General features: G+C 34.2%; 13 protein-coding genes. 11 read left to right on the forward strand and 2 right to left on the reverse strand.

Annotated features, from left to right (window positions below):
* Positions 1–176 precede the first annotated feature (176 nt).
* From B5X64_RS01555 to B5X64_RS01590, 8 genes are all read left to right on the forward strand, one after another.
* Positions 177–725: a hypothetical protein gene (locus B5X64_RS01555; RefSeq protein ID WP_139377594.1), complete on the forward strand. Its 549-nt coding sequence runs from the start codon at positions 177–179 to the stop codon at positions 723–725.
* Positions 725–1,153, forward strand: coding sequence for a hypothetical protein (locus tag B5X64_RS01560; protein ID WP_228418683.1), 429 nt, complete (start codon positions 725–727; stop codon positions 1,151–1,153). The genes B5X64_RS01555 and B5X64_RS01560 overlap by 1 nt, the downstream gene beginning before the upstream one ends.
* An 88-nt stretch (positions 1,154–1,241) precedes the next feature.
* The gene (locus B5X64_RS01565) at positions 1,242–2,705 is read left to right on the forward strand and encodes a DUF5687 family protein (RefSeq protein WP_079463577.1); all 1,464 of its coding nucleotides are present in this window, start codon (positions 1,242–1,244) and stop codon (positions 2,703–2,705) included.
* Positions 2,706–2,795: 90 nt separating this feature from the next.
* Positions 2,796–3,539, forward strand: coding sequence for an ABC transporter ATP-binding protein (locus tag B5X64_RS01570; RefSeq protein ID WP_079463578.1), 744 nt, complete (start codon positions 2,796–2,798; stop codon positions 3,537–3,539).
* Between the two features lie 124 nt (positions 3,540–3,663).
* A complete protein-coding gene (locus B5X64_RS01575; RefSeq protein WP_079463579.1) occupies positions 3,664–4,224 on the forward strand; it encodes an RNA polymerase sigma factor in 561 nt (186 codons plus the stop codon).
* A complete protein-coding gene (locus B5X64_RS01580) occupies positions 4,211–4,819 on the forward strand; it encodes a hypothetical protein (protein WP_079463580.1) in 609 nt (202 codons plus the stop codon). The genes B5X64_RS01575 and B5X64_RS01580 overlap by 14 nt, the downstream gene beginning before the upstream one ends.
* A 29-nt stretch (positions 4,820–4,848) precedes the next feature.
* Positions 4,849–5,886: a porin family protein gene (locus tag B5X64_RS01585; RefSeq protein ID WP_079463581.1), complete on the forward strand. Its 1,038-nt coding sequence runs from the start codon at positions 4,849–4,851 to the stop codon at positions 5,884–5,886.
* Between the two features lie 23 nt (positions 5,887–5,909).
* Entirely contained in the window at positions 5,910–6,938 is a 1,029-nt protein-coding gene (locus B5X64_RS01590) for a S41 family peptidase (RefSeq protein WP_079463941.1), read from the forward strand.
* A gap of 128 nt (positions 6,939–7,066) precedes the next feature.
* On the opposite strand, the gene fumC is transcribed toward B5X64_RS01590, so the two are convergent.
* The gene (gene fumC / locus B5X64_RS01595) at positions 7,067–8,461 is read right to left on the reverse strand and encodes a class II fumarate hydratase (RefSeq protein ID WP_079463582.1); all 1,395 of its coding nucleotides are present in this window, start codon (positions 8,459–8,461) and stop codon (positions 7,067–7,069) included.
* A gap of 287 nt (positions 8,462–8,748) precedes the next feature.
* On the opposite strand from fumC, the gene B5X64_RS01600 reads away from it, so the two are divergent.
* Both B5X64_RS01600 and B5X64_RS01605 read left to right on the forward strand, forming a co-directional pair.
* Complete coding sequence (locus tag B5X64_RS01600) at positions 8,749–10,356, forward strand: fumarate hydratase (RefSeq protein WP_079463583.1); 1,608 nt, start codon at positions 8,749–8,751, stop codon at positions 10,354–10,356.
* Positions 10,357–10,535: 179 nt separating this feature from the next.
* Complete coding sequence (locus B5X64_RS01605) at positions 10,536–10,826, forward strand: hypothetical protein (RefSeq protein WP_079463584.1); 291 nt, start codon at positions 10,536–10,538, stop codon at positions 10,824–10,826.
* 99 nt (positions 10,827–10,925) lie between these two features.
* On the opposite strand, the gene B5X64_RS01610 is transcribed toward B5X64_RS01605, so the two are convergent.
* Positions 10,926–11,792, reverse strand: a complete 867-nt coding sequence (locus B5X64_RS01610; protein ID WP_164463459.1) for a helix-turn-helix domain-containing protein — start codon at positions 11,790–11,792, stop codon at positions 10,926–10,928.
* Positions 11,793–11,938: 146 nt separating this feature from the next.
* Here B5X64_RS01610 and B5X64_RS01615 point away from each other — a divergent pair, with 146 nt between their 5' ends.
* Positions 11,939–14,062 carry a T9SS type A sorting domain-containing protein gene (locus tag B5X64_RS01615; protein ID WP_079463586.1) on the forward strand — a complete coding sequence of 708 codons (2,124 nt, stop codon included), beginning with the start codon at positions 11,939–11,941 and terminating at the stop codon, positions 14,060–14,062.
* Positions 14,063–14,203 lie beyond the last annotated feature (141 nt).

Below are 14,203 nucleotides of genomic sequence, written 5' to 3' on the forward strand. Positions count from 1 at the left end.
TACTTTTATCTTCCACAGTTTGTTTGGAACCTCCGCCAATTGTGTTTTGTTACAAGCAGTTGGTTTGAAACAAAAGTAAAAGTTGTTTGGTTTCAAAACACTAGTTTTGTGACTTCCGTCAAAGTTGTGCAGGTTGTTGACAGTTGTTTTTGAGTATATTTGAGAAAATTAATATGATGAAAAAATTAATGTTATTCAGTTTAATGTTTTTATCAATTCAAATTTTCTCCCAGAATTTCAATAAAGAAGATTGTGATAGATATTTAAAACAAACAGGTTTAAAATATTTAGAATGTATTTATCAGTTTGAAAAAACAGATCCAAAAGATAAAATTTATCAATTCTATAAGTGGTCTGCATTTGGGAAAACAATTTTCACCAATGTCGAAAAAAGAAAATCTGGGTATTTTTTGACTTCTCATGAGTTAAATCAGCCAATTTATAACGAAAAAACATCTGAGTTTGAATATCCTATTACTGTATGTCAGAAAAGAAAACTTTCCGAAAAAGAATTCAATGATTTTGAGAATGCATTAAATAAAAACAAGTTTTGGGAAAAACAAACTTACGATTTAAAACCAATTTGTTCAGATGGATCCGGAATTGTTTTCCAAGCGCTTCATAATGGAGATTACAGGAATTATTCTAATGGAAATTGTGCTTCAGTAGATGAGTACCTGAACGTTCTTTATGCTGAAATTAAAAAACTTTTAAAACTATATTAATGATGAAAACTTATACTTACTCTATTTGCCATCCGGATAAAAAAGAGATTGAATATAAAAAAGAAATACTCTCGCCGAAAAATGTTTTAGACATAGCAAAGAATTATCCTTGGATGGAGCGGTTGAAATTCTCAGACAGTTTAGACCAGGAATTGATTTATTACAATCCGTCGTTAGATTTTACATGCATTCAGGATGGGAGGTCTTTTTGTTTAACATCCGATTATAATAAAGAAGAGGAGTTAGAATTTTCCTTATGGTATAACAGACCTAAAAATGTAAAAATCTTATTCGGGCTTTTGGGGAGGCGAGAAAAAATGGTTCTTGATGATGTTTGGTCAATTGATTTTCAGACCTCATTACAACATCTTCAGTATTTTGTAGATGGAGAATATGATAAAATTGAAAGCCTTTTTATAAAATTCTAATTATCGGAAATTGCAACTATCCCCATATTTAGTGACAAATTATGTAACATTTTTAAACTTTTCTTTACTAATATTTAAAAAGTAAATTATGTTTAAAAGATTTTTGAAGCTGGAATGGAAAAGTTTTTTTAGAGGATCTTCGGTAGGGATCAATCTTGCCATGAAGATCTTTAGAATTATCGGGATTTGCTTCTTCATTTTGTGGCTCGCAATGATGTCTTTTATTGCATACTTCTACGTGCAGGAAGAAATGAAGGAAGATCCGCTGAAGGTTATTTCGCGTTTCATGATCATCGGCTGGTTGATTGATCTGGTTTTTAAATATATGCTTCAGCAGATTCCGACTCAGAATATCAAACCTTTTCTTACGCTGAATATTCCCAAAAAAATCGTTGTTAATTATACTTTGGTTAAAACATTTCTCACTCCGCTGAGCTGGTTTAATTCAATATTTATCGTAACATTTTGCGGGATTTTGGCTTTCAATGGTTACGGTTTTCTTGGGGTCTTCACTTGGTTTATAGGTATTTCTTCGTTATTTTACCTGAATAATTTTATCAATCTTTTATTTAATGATAAAGAAAATATCGCAATTGGGGTTGGAGTTCTAATTGCTGTTTTTGCAGCTTTAAATTATTATCAAATTGTTCCTGTTTTATCGTATTCAGAAAAGTTTTTCTATGCTCTTTACGAGAGTCCTTATTTTGCGGTAGTTCCTGTGATGCTCTTTTTCATTCTTTGGAAAATCACTTTCAACTACATCCGAAAAAGTTTTTATCTGGATGAAGGGTTGGAGGCCAAAAAAGAAATAGGAAAAACCGAAAACATTGCTTTCCTTAATAAATACGGAGCCATCGGAACTTTTATCAACAACGATATTAAAATGTTGAAACGTAATAAAGTCACAAAAGGCGTTCTTATCGGAAGCTTTATGTTTCTGTTTTACGGTTTGTTGATGTTTGCGAATGATATGTACAGCGGCCCGGCATGGATGATGTTTATGGGGCTTTTCGTAACGGGAGGTTTTCAGTTTACTTTCGGGCAGAGAGTTCCTGCTTTCGACAGTGCTTATTATCCTTTGATGATGACTCAAAATGTTCCCTACAAAGAATATCTTAAAGCGAAATGGTGGCTGATGAATATTGTTACGGCAGTTTCTATCGTTCTAGCCTTGTTTTATGCCTATTTCGGATGGAATATTTATTTCGCCTTCTTCGCAGCAGGATTATACAATATAGGGGTGAATTCTCAGCTAACTCTCTTGTCGGGGGCGTATAATAAAAACCTTATTGACCTTAATTCAAAAGAAAAAAGGATCGGACAAAAAAATACAATCACTTTCAAGGCATTTATTTTAATGGTTCCTAAAATGCTTTTACCAATGGCGGTTTTTTATGCAATGAATTATTTTTTCGGAATTTCTGCTGCTGTCATTTCTATCGGGATATTAGGTCTTATTGGATTTATTTTCCGAGAAAAAATATTCGATATTATTATCAAAAAATATAAAACTGAAAAGTACAGCACTTTGGAAGCGTTCAAAAAAGATTAATTTTTGAAGAGCCAAGGTAAAAGTTAAAGGTAAAAGTGAATTGGCATGTCAAAATAAACCTCCATCACCCAACATTAAACACCCAACAACATGATTACAATCCAAAATTTAAAAAAAACTTACGGTACAGCAACCGTTCTTAATATAGAAAATCTTGAAATTACAAAAGGCGAAACTTTCGGTTTGGTCGGAAACAATGGAGCCGGAAAAACAACGCTTTTCAGTTTAATGCTCGATCTTATTCAGCCTACAACAGGATTTGTAAGCGTTGAAGGAATTAAAGTAAACGAATCTGAAGCCTGGAAAAACAAAGTTTCAGCGTTTATTGATGAAACCTTTTTGATCGGTTATCTTACTCCTGAAGAATATTTCTATTTCATCGGCGAATTGAGAGGGCAGAATAAAGCTTCGGTAGATGAGTTTTTAAAACAGTTTCATGATTTATTTAACGGAGAAATCGTAAATGCAGGAAAATACGTTCGTGATCTTTCAAAAGGAAATCAGAAAAAGGTAGGGATTGTAGGGGCTTTAATTGGTAAGCCGGAAATCATTATTTTGGATGAGCCTTTTGCAAATCTGGATCCTTCTACACAAATTAAACTTAAAAATATGATTCGTGATTTTGCGAATGAAAATGGAGTGACATTTTTAATTTCCAGTCACGATCTTGCGCATACCACAGAAGTTTGTAATAGAATTGTGGTAGTAAATAAAGGTGAAGTTGTGCGTGATATTCAGACAACTCCGGAAACATTACAGGATCTCGAAAAATATTTTGCAGATCAGGTAAGTTTAGGTAAACAAGAAGTGTCTATAGAAAAAGAATCTATTTAAATATAAATTGTAAAAAAAATATACTATTCATTTTCAGTTGGTTATGTTGTTTTGATTGAAAAAATAAAATTTTCTGTAACCATTTTAAACTTTTGCTGTCTTTACTATAGAAATAGAATAAACCATGAAGCTTTTGTTTAAGAATAAAAAAGAGGATTTGCTGAGCCGCCTTAAAAGGCAGGATCCGGCTGCGCAGAAAATCTTTTACGACCAAAGTGTAAAAAAATTCCTGAGTGTGGCAAAAAGCTACGTCAGCGATTTGTATCAGGCGGAAGATTGCGTGATTAAAGCATTTTGCAAGATTTTTAAACATATCGAAAGCTTTCGTGGTGAAGGAAACTTTGAAGGTTGGGCGAGAAAAATTGTAGTCAATGAATGTCTTAATTTTATCAAAAGCCGCAAGACGGTTTTTTATCTCGACGACGTTCATGCTTCTGTTTTGGAAGATTTACATGAAGAGGCAATAGATTTTGATTTTAATGCTCAGGAACTTTTAGATCAGCTTCCGGATGCGTACAGAATGGTTTTCAACCTTTACGTGATTGAAGAATATTCGCATCAGGAAATTGCAGATACGCTAAATATTTCTTTGGCAGTAAGCAAAACCCAACTCTTCAGAGCAAAAGAAAAATTGAGAAAGATCTACTTTCAACAACAAAAAAAACTGAAAAATGAACACGTTTAAAAATAATTTAGAATATCAGATCAAAAAGCAAATCGATGAACGGGAAGTAGCTCCGTCAAGAGATTTGTGGTCAGAAATTCAGTCTCAAACCGAAAATACGAGTTCAAGAAAATCTAACTTTAACTGGGTTTTACTTGCTGCATGTTTTGTTTTGATATTTGGCTTGGGTGCGGTTTTGTTTTTTAATAACGAATCCGAACCAAAAATACAGGTTGCAGAAACAGTTAAAACACCTTCTTTGAAAGAAGAAAGTTCAGTACAGTCGGAAAAAATAAAGTCGCAGGAAGTTATCATTAAAGAAGATCACGGAAAACTGTCTCAGATAAAAAATATTCCTTCGGAAGAAAAAATAGAGAAAATAGTTCCTGTCAACAATAATCTGCCTTTACTCAAAGAAAATCCTTCTGGAATAGCTTCTCACATGACGCTGAATTCGCCAACGAAAATTATGGCGAAAGCTGATTCTGTAAAGATTCAGAAAAAGAAAAGATATGTAGATCCTTCAACGCTGCTTTTCTCGGTAGAGCATAAAGATGTTATCGAAAAATCTAAGGACGGAAGCAATGTTGCGACCATCGACCTCAATACAAAATAATCCAATTTAAACTAAAAAAATATAATATCATGATTAAGAAATTTATCATTACAGGAATGTTGTGCCTTGTTGCAACCTCTATCAATGCACAAAGAAAAACATTAAGTTTAAATCTTCAGCCAAAAGAAGATACTACAGTAAGTCCGATTGTAAAGGAAAAAGTAGAAGAATACGCTGCGAAAATAAATACTATTATTCAGGAAGAAAAGAAGCTGATGGAAAGTGAATTGTTGGTTCTGCAGGCTAAAAATTTAGACAAAATAGAATTCGACAAGCAGAAAGCTCAGGTTGCAGACAGTTATTCTGAAAAAATAGATCAAAGAATTGAAGCTTTAGGGTTTGATTTGGATACTGTAATTCAAAAGCAGGTAAGATATTCTCTTTTGAATTCTGATGTAGCTTCTAATGAAGAATTGAAACAGAAATTGATGAAGAAATTCCGTGCTACGAAAGATTTTTCAGGATATTTCTCTTACGGAATTATGACGCTGACGAATGATAAGCCAGATAATGATTTAGATAAGAATTTAGGATATGCCAATAATCTTGAATTTGGATTAAAATTTAATTATCAGTTCAGCAGAACAAGCCCATGGGGATTTATTTCGGGGCTTGGTTTTTCTTGGAGAACCGTTCGTGCTGACAATAATATGGTTTTCGCAAAACAAAATGGAGAAGTTTCATTGTCTAAATTTGAAGGAAGTTTAGATAAAAGCAAATTGAGAACGGGATATCTGATGGTTCCGCTTGGTTTTCAGTATAATTTTTCTAAACTAAAAAATGCAGGAATGGATATTCAGTACAGACCCTATTCAGACGGTTTCAGAGTGGGAGCCAACGTTTATGGCGGAATTAAAATGTCAACCAATAATATTGTGAAAGGAGACGATCAAAATATCAGAGACCGTTCAAATTATCAGGTAAATCCTTTTGTTTACGGAGCTCAGTTTACCGTGTCTTATGATAATATAAGCCTTTTCGTGAAAAAAGATTTCAGCAATTTCTTCAAAGATTCTTATTTTGAAAATGATAAAGCTTTGGTTTTTGGGGTAGCATTGGGATGGTAACTTAGATGAATGAATCAACAATAATGAATAAGCTTTTAGGATTCATCTGCGTTTTTTGTCTAACGATCAATATCAATGCACAAAAAATAAAGACATCACAGGATAGTACAAAAGTATTCTACGATAAAGTGTTTAAATCTTTAGAAGTAGCGTATTTACACAAAAAAGATTTTAACTGGAAGAAACTCAAGGCTGAAACATTTGAAAATCTTGAAACGGCAAAAGACTTTAAAAGTTCTTTGAAAGAAGTGAAAATTTTGCTTGAAAAAATCGGGGCTGATCATTCTAAAGTAATGTACCAAGGAAAGAATTACGGTCCTGCAGTAGAAATCTCATGGGAGAATTTCAGTGATCAGTGGATGACAAAGTTTGCTTCTAAACCACAATTTGAAGCAAAAATTTTAGATGAAAAATATGTTTATATTTTAATGCCAAATATTTCATTTGAGGATTTTAGTTCTGAAAATGTTCATAGAATTGCTCAGCCTTTATATGATAAACTAGCTGAATTAAAAACCAATAATAAATTGGAAGGTTGGATCGTAGATCTTCGCTTAAATACAGGTGGAAATTCTGCGCCAATGCTGTTAGCTTTATATGATTTGTTGGGAGATAATGTAGTTTGGGGAACTCTTGATGCAGATAAAAAACTGATTAATTCTACTAAACTGAATAAAGGAGTTTACGATCAGGGAGAAAAGAAACCTTCTTATATAAAGCCAAGCGGAGGATTAGCAGATAAATCTAAAGTTGCAGTAATTATAGGTGGATTAACGGCAAGTTCAGGTGAAGTGACTGCTTTAGCTTTTAAAGGAAGATCAAATACCATTTTTATAGGAGAAAAAACTTTAGGGAAAACGACTTCCAATATGGTGGTAACGTTACCTTTTGATGCAAGGATGCCTTTAAGCATTGGGTATGATTGTGATAGAAATGGAAATTATTATGAACAGATCATACCAGATATTACTGTTTCAAAACAGGATAATTTTGATGATTTGCTCCAAGACAGAAATATTCAGGAAGCAATACAATTTTTCACCAAAAAATAATTTCATGACAAACTAACAAATACTTCAATTTGGCATAAGAATTGAGTAGTAAAAAGCAACATTCACATTAACAAACAAAAACACTCCGAAGAATCTTCTACGGAGTGTTTTTGTTTATGTTTTGAGCCTTATTTCAAGCTTCCCACCATATCTTCTGGTTTTACCCATTCGTCAAATTGTTCAGAAGTTACAAAGCCAAGATTGATGGCTTCTTCTTTCAGTGTTGTTCCGTTTTTATGAGCGGTTTTTGCAATTTTTGCTGCGTTTTCATAACCGATGTGTGTATTCAAAGCGGTTACCAACATCAAAGATTTATCTACCAATTCTTTGATCCTTGCGTGATTCGGTTCTATTCCAACGGCACAATGATCATTAAATGAAATACATGCATCAGCAATTAGCTGAGCTGATTGTAAGAAATTATAAGCCATTACCGGTTTGAAAACATTCAGCTCATAATTTCCCTGGGTTCCGGCAAAAGAAATGGTAGTGTCGTTTCCTAAAACCTGCGCGCAAACCATCGTTAAAGCTTCATTTTGTGTAGGATTCACTTTTCCTGGCATAATAGAAGAACCCGGCTCGTTTTCCGGAATATGAATTTCCCCGATTCCTGAACGAGGTCCCGAAGCCAATAATCTTACATCCTGAGCAATTTTGTATAAAGAAACCGCCAATTGTTTTAAAGCTCCGTGAGTTTCTACAATAGCATCATGAGCAGCCAAAGCTTCAAATTTATTTTCGGCAGTTACAAAAGGAAGATTGGTGAATTTTGCAATATATTCAGCCACTTTTACATCATAACCTTGAGGTGTATTTAAACCTGTTCCCACTGCGGTTCCGCCTAAAGCAAGCTCGGAAAGATGAGGTAATGTATTTTTTAACGCTTTGATTCCGTAATTCAATTGGGCAACATATCCTGAAAATTCCTGACCTAAAGTAAGTGGAGTAGCATCCATCAAATGCGTTCTTCCGATTTTTACAATGTCTTTAAATTCGATTGCTTTTTCGTTCAACGTATTTTTTAGTTTCTCAACTGCAGGAATGGTTACCTCAACCACTTTTTTATAAGCCGCAATGTGCATCGCAGTTGGATAAGTATCGTTGGATGACTGAGATTTATTGACATCATCATTCGGGTGAACTTCCGATTTATCGCCTAAAGTTCCACCATTGTTTACATGCGCTCTGTTAGAAACCACTTCGTTCACATTCATATTAGATTGCGTTCCCGAACCGGTTTGCCAGATTACCAAAGGAAATTGATCATTTAGTTTACCTTCTAAGATTTCATCGCAAACTTTAGCAATCATATCTCTTTTTGAAGCAGGAAGAACTCCCAAATCGGTGTTGGTAAATGCTGCAGCCTTTTTTAAATAAGCAAAAGCTTCGATAATTTCGTGAGGCATAGAACCTTCCGGACCGATTTTGAAATTGTTTCTTGAGCGTTCCGTTTGTGCGCCCCAAAACTTATCAGCAGGAACCTGCACTTCACCCATGGTGTCTTTTTCTATTCTGTAATTCATTGTGATTGAAATTTTTATTTCTGTTTAGTTTTAATTTTTAACTGCAACAATTGTCCACTCACTTTGTCATTCTTTAGGAGTCTAGGCTTAATTTTTTAATAAAGCTGTTGAGATTCCTACGGAATGACAAACGAGACGTTTATTTTTTGAGAATCTTTGTGGTTTATAAAATTAATCATTAACTCAGAATCTTGCAATTTATAATCATTATAAATACGATTATAAGTCGCTGATTTTGCTCATGTTTTTTTTCGTAAGCCGTATTTTTGCACCGAAATAGAAAGTAAATGGATTTTAAATATCAAGATCCGTATCCAATTTTGAAAGATGATACGGTGTACAAAAAATTAACTTCAGACTACGTTAAGGTTGAAAAGCATGGCGAAAGAGAAATTTTAACGATCGATCCGAAAGGATTGGAATTGCTGGCTGAAGAGGCAATGGCAGACGTTTCTTTTATGCTTCGTTCTTCGCATTTAGAAAGTTTGAGAAGAATTATCGATGATCCTGAAGCGACTGATAACGACAGATTTGTTGCTTATAATTTATTGCAAAATGCTGCAGTTGCTGTGGAAGGAGCTTTGCCTTCTTGTCAGGATACAGGAACGGCAATTGTGATGGGTAAAAAAGGTGAAAATGTTTATACCGGCGTTGAAGACGGCGAGTATTTAAGCAAAGGAATTTACAATACCTACCAAAAAAGAAACTTAAGATACTCTCAAGTCGTTCCTTTAACGATGTTTGATGAGAAAAATTCGGGTTCAAATCTTCCGGCACAAATTGATATTTATGCTAAAAAAGGAGATTATTACGAGTTTTTATTCTTAACGAAAGGAGGAGGTTCTGCTAACAAAACTTTCCTTTATCAGAAAACAAAATCTTTACTGAATGAAAAATCTTTGGAAGCTTTTGTAAAAGAAAGAATTTCAGATTTGGGAACCGCAGCTTGTCCGCCTTACCATTTAGCTTTGGTCATTGGTGGAACTTCTGCAGAAGCAAACTTGGCTGCTGTGAAAAAAGCATCTGCAAAGTATTATGACAATCTTCCGACTGAAGGAAATGAAGCTGGTCAGGCTTTCAGAGACTTGGAATGGGAAGCAAAAGTTCAGAAAATTTGCCAGGAAAGTGCAATCGGGGCTCAGTTTGGTGGAAAATATTTAACGCACGACGTTAGAGTAATCAGGCTTCCTCGTCACGCAGCTTCTTGCCCGGTTGGAATGGGAGTTTCTTGTTCGGCAGATAGAAATATTAAGGGGAAAATTACCAAAGACGGTATTTTCTTAGAGCAATTGGAGCAAGATCCGAAGAGATTTTTACCTGCAACTCCGCCACATTTGGAAGAAGCAGTTGAGATTAATTTGAATAAACCAATGCCTGAAATTTTGGCTGAGCTTTCAAAATATCCAATCAAAACAAGATTAAAATTAAATGGAACTTTGATCGTTGCAAGAGATATTGCTCACGCAAAAATCAAAGAATTATTGGATGCTGGACAACCAATGCCTGAATATTTTAAAAATCACCCGATCTATTATGCAGGACCGGCAAAAACTCCGGAAGGAATGGCTTCAGGAAGTTTCGGACCTACAACGGCGGGAAGAATGGATGTTTATGTAGACGAATTCCAAAGTCATGGCGGAAGTATGGTGATGCTGGCAAAAGGGAACAGAACAGCAGATGTAACCAATGCTTGTCATAAATACGGAGGTTTTTACATCGGTTCGATTGGTGGACCTGCTGCAATCTTGGCAAAAGACAATATTTTGTCGGTTGAGGTAGTTGATTTCCCTGAATTAGGAATGGAAGCGGTAAGAAAAATTGAAGTGAAAGATTTCCCGGCATTCATCATTACCGATGATAAAGGAAACGATTTCTTCGCCAACCTTGCTCATTAAAATTTTAGGCTTGAAAGTGAAATGTAAGAATTTTAGAGTAGAATTGTAGTCTAATATCTAACATCTAACTTCTAATATCTAAATTAATTAGTTTAAAATAAAAATAAATAATAAAAATAGGGCGTATATCTTTTGGAACAAAAGAAAAAAGTCCTATTTTTGCTTAAAATTTAAGAAACATGATGTTATCAGCATTTTGGCCGTTTTACCAATTCCTTTGGACAATCTATTTTATTTGTATGTTCCTTGTAGGGTTCTGGTGTATCTTAATGTTTTTCGGTTTTATTATTCCTTTGTGGTTAACTGAGGGTTTGAAAGAATATTTTGGTAAAGTAAAACCTTTTGATCCAGAACAGATCAGAAGTAAATTGCTTACCGAGCAAGAAGGTGTTGAGGTAATCTTCAGCCAGCCTAAAGGTCATGGTCCTTTCGTTCACGATAGCCACGGGCACAATCACGGACATCATTAATTGATTGTCATTGCTTTCTCACATGAATTCCGAGAAAGTAATATCAAAGCAAAACAACATATATTAAACCACTAATTTATTTTAGTGGTTTTTCTTTTTTTACCCTAATCTCAGCTTTTCAGGCGATACTCCAAACTTTTTCTTAAAAGCACGGGTGAAATTCTGTACGTATTCATAACCGCATTCTATAGCAATTTCTTTAATCATTATTTCTTTGTTGACAATCATTTTTTTTGCTTTCAACATTCTGAGTTCCGAAATATAATCTACAATTGTGGTTTGGTAATGTTCTTTAAATTCTTTTCTCAACTTATTCTGATTAATGCCTATGATTTTAGAAATCTCTTCTATTTTCAGATTCTTATGATAATTTTCATCTAAAAATTTCTTGATCGTTTCTGGCGTTTTAGACAGATCTTCTTCGATATCTTTTTCATTAAACTGTTCAAAGATCAGAATTAATAGTTTGATGATTTTTGCTTCAATAAATAGTTTTTGCATAACTCCTATTTTAGAATATCCAGAAATTTCCTTCAAAATCATGTGCATTTCTACGGTCATATTGGGTGGAGTCTGCTTGTGAAGAAAAATAAAATTATTATTCTTCATATTTTTCAGAATTTCGGCACTTTCAACGTTAGAATGCGGATCGATTAGATTAAAAACATATTGATGATTGATCTGTATCTGCAAGTACTTTAAAACTTCCTGATTCTCTGTCCATAATTCTGCACGATTTTCTAATGAAGAATAATGCAGAATGTATTGGTTTTTTTGAAATTTAAAATAAGTACCACAATCTGATGCTCTCAAATTGATATTTGGACTCAGCAAAAACAAAAGATTAAAACTAGATTCTCCTTCAATAAAATGAGATTTTAGATAATTTTCTGTTGTTTCGTCTTCATTAAAAACCACTTTAATGTCCTCAGATTGAAATAGTAAGCCTCTTTTCTTCTGCTTCATTGTGCGAAGTGTTTTTGTTTCTATCATAATTGAAGCAAGCCTGCATCCGATAAGTAAAAATTTGAAAATGATAACTAGGAATTTAAGATGCAGATTACTTTTGCAAAAGTAAATTAAATTTAGAATAAATAAAAACAATATTAATTATGTTTAAAAATTTATATTCTTCTATAGCAAAAGTTGGTTTAAGAGCTTTTGTGCTATCGATTGCAGGAAGTAATTTTATAAATGCTCAGCAGTGGCAAAATGCAGGAAATACATCAATAATATCTGCTAATGGAAGTGGATTTAATGATTTGGTAATAGATAATACAGGAAATTATTATGTTTCTTACTACGATCTTTCTGTGGATAAAGGTTCGGTACAAAAACTTAACGGGGCTTCATGGTCTTATCTAGGAGGTTCGGCTGGTGTTACTGATGATTATGCTAATCATAATTCTTTATCCGTGGCACCCGATGGTAATGTTTATCACTTAAGTAAGGGAAACAATATGGATGTCAATAAATTTTCTGGAGCTGTATGGTCTTCTTTGATTTCTATTCCTACGAGTGGTTTTGCAGGATATCCATCTTCAGTGGTTTCATCAGATAATATTTTATATACTTATGTTCAGGGTACCGTAAGACGTTTTGTAAATGGTGTATGGCAACAAATAGGGGCTAATGTAGTTTCTGGAACCGCTTACCATAGCAAAATCAAACTTGGAACTAATGGAAAAGTCTATGTTTGCCAGATCTCTAATGGTGTGGTAAGTGTCTATGAAAATACATTGACGGCGTCATCTACTACAGCTTGGACTTTGGTGGGAGGAGCTTCTTTGGGAAATGCTTTTACTGAAAGTGTATATGCTACCTTAGATTTTACGATGGGTACTGATAATAGTTTGTATGTGGTGTATGGTAAAACATTAAATAATCCTAATGACCCCAACAGTTTACTTAGAAAAATTAATGTAAAGAAATTTGATGGTACTAGTTGGTTGCAATTAGGAGACGAAAATTTTGGTGTAGCTGAAAGCAATCTAGATTTTTCAATAGCTGTTACTCCACAAGGAAAGCCGTTTGTTGCTGCAAGCAGTTGGTATGAAAACGAAGGTAAAAATACGGTATATGAAATCAATTCAGCGACTAATACATGGAGCCCATTCGGAGGGAATTATGTGTCTGATGGTTCTACACACTACAATGATTTAGAATTTGATGCCAACACTAATAGTTTGGTTCTAGCATATTCTTTAGATGATTATTTTTCTCAAGGAATTACTGAAGGAACAGTTGTGAAAAAGTTTGCTTTACAGGTTCAGCCATCATGCAATAATACAGACCCAGGAAATAGTCCCGGAGATTTAGGATGTGTAACATTTAACTACAAAGGTCAATCGGTTACATACACCACAGTAAGAGGAACGGATGGTAAAATCTGGCTTCAGCAAAACCTTGGAAGTACTAAAGTAGCATCATCACTTACAGATTCTGATGCTTACGGAGACTTGTTCCAGTGGGGAAGATGGGATGATGGTCACCAGCTTAGAAGCTCTACATTATCTGCAACAGCTCCTTCACCAAATAATCCTTCAGGTTTAAATAATGGAAATGCTGCATTTTATTCTGCTGGATATAATTCTTCTTCAAACTTTTGGTCAGGAGGAACTGATTCTGATAGCTGGACTGCAGAAAACGTTTCGGCTGCAACAGCAACAAAAGGAGTTGACCCTTGTAAAGCAATTGGCTTAGACTGGAGACTTCCAACAGTTGGAGAAATTGATGCGGCGGTGGCTGCAGAAAATATTTCAGAATATAATTCAGCTCTTTCAAGTCATTTAAAGCTGATTCCTGCAGGAATGAAAGATTATAGCGGTATTTTCTCTCCAGGAACAAGGCTTTATCTTTGGTCGTCATCAGCATCACCTTATACAGGGTCTGGTCAGCATTTATATATCAGTGGATTCTCAACGTTGTCTAACAGCGCCAGCAGAGATGCAGGAATGTCTGTAAGATGTATAAAAGAGGTTGCTACAGGATTGGGAACTACAGAAATTAAAAAAATCAGCGTTGGTGTTTATCCTAACCCGACCAATGGGATTTTAAATATCAAAACAGATTCTGAAATCAATACGGTGAACGTAACCAATATTGTGGGACAGAGATTGAAAATACAGTATTCTAATCATCAAATTAATATGCAGGGATTGCCAAATGGAGTCTATATTGTAGAATTAGTATTGAAAAACGGACAAAAAATCTCTAAGAAAGTAATTAAAAACTAACATTTATTTTAACATTTGATTTGTATTTAGGCGACAATTTCACCATGGAATTGTCGGCTAATGCTTTTATATTCAGATTAATGACAATCATCATGTTTGATATGATAACTAAAAAATCGGAAATGATAACTCTTTAGGTTT

The sequence above is a fragment of the Chryseobacterium balustinum genome, from assembly GCF_900168205.1.
GTDB classification, from domain to species: Bacteria; Bacteroidota; Bacteroidia; order Flavobacteriales; family Weeksellaceae; genus Chryseobacterium; species Chryseobacterium balustinum.

Bases quoted from the DNA above. Each gene is read 5' to 3' on its own strand.
- B5X64_RS01555 (WP_139377594.1), top strand. From the start codon at position 177: ATGAAAAAATTAATGTTATTCAGTTTAATGTTTTTATCAATTCAAATT.
- B5X64_RS01560 (WP_228418683.1), top strand. From the start codon at position 725: ATGATGAAAACTTATACTTACTCTATTTGCCATCCGGATAAAAAAGAG.
- B5X64_RS01565 (WP_079463577.1), top strand. From the start codon at position 1,242: ATGTTTAAAAGATTTTTGAAGCTGGAATGGAAAAGTTTTTTTAGAGGA.
- B5X64_RS01570 (WP_079463578.1), top strand. From the start codon at position 2,796: ATGATTACAATCCAAAATTTAAAAAAAACTTACGGTACAGCAACCGTT.
- B5X64_RS01575 (WP_079463579.1), top strand. From the start codon at position 3,664: ATGAAGCTTTTGTTTAAGAATAAAAAAGAGGATTTGCTGAGCCGCCTT.
- B5X64_RS01580 (WP_079463580.1), top strand. From the start codon at position 4,211: ATGAACACGTTTAAAAATAATTTAGAATATCAGATCAAAAAGCAAATC.
- B5X64_RS01585 (WP_079463581.1), top strand. From the start codon at position 4,849: ATGATTAAGAAATTTATCATTACAGGAATGTTGTGCCTTGTTGCAACC.
- B5X64_RS01590 (WP_079463941.1), top strand. From the start codon at position 5,910: ATGAATAAGCTTTTAGGATTCATCTGCGTTTTTTGTCTAACGATCAAT.
- fumC (WP_079463582.1), bottom strand. From the start codon at position 8,461: ATGAATTACAGAATAGAAAAAGACACCATGGGTGAAGTGCAGGTTCCT.
- B5X64_RS01600 (WP_079463583.1), top strand. From the start codon at position 8,749: ATGGATTTTAAATATCAAGATCCGTATCCAATTTTGAAAGATGATACG.
- B5X64_RS01605 (WP_079463584.1), top strand. From the start codon at position 10,536: ATGATGTTATCAGCATTTTGGCCGTTTTACCAATTCCTTTGGACAATC.
- B5X64_RS01610 (WP_164463459.1), bottom strand. From the start codon at position 11,792: ATGAAGCAGAAGAAAAGAGGCTTACTATTTCAATCTGAGGACATTAAA.
- B5X64_RS01615 (WP_079463586.1), top strand. From the start codon at position 11,939: ATGTTTAAAAATTTATATTCTTCTATAGCAAAAGTTGGTTTAAGAGCT.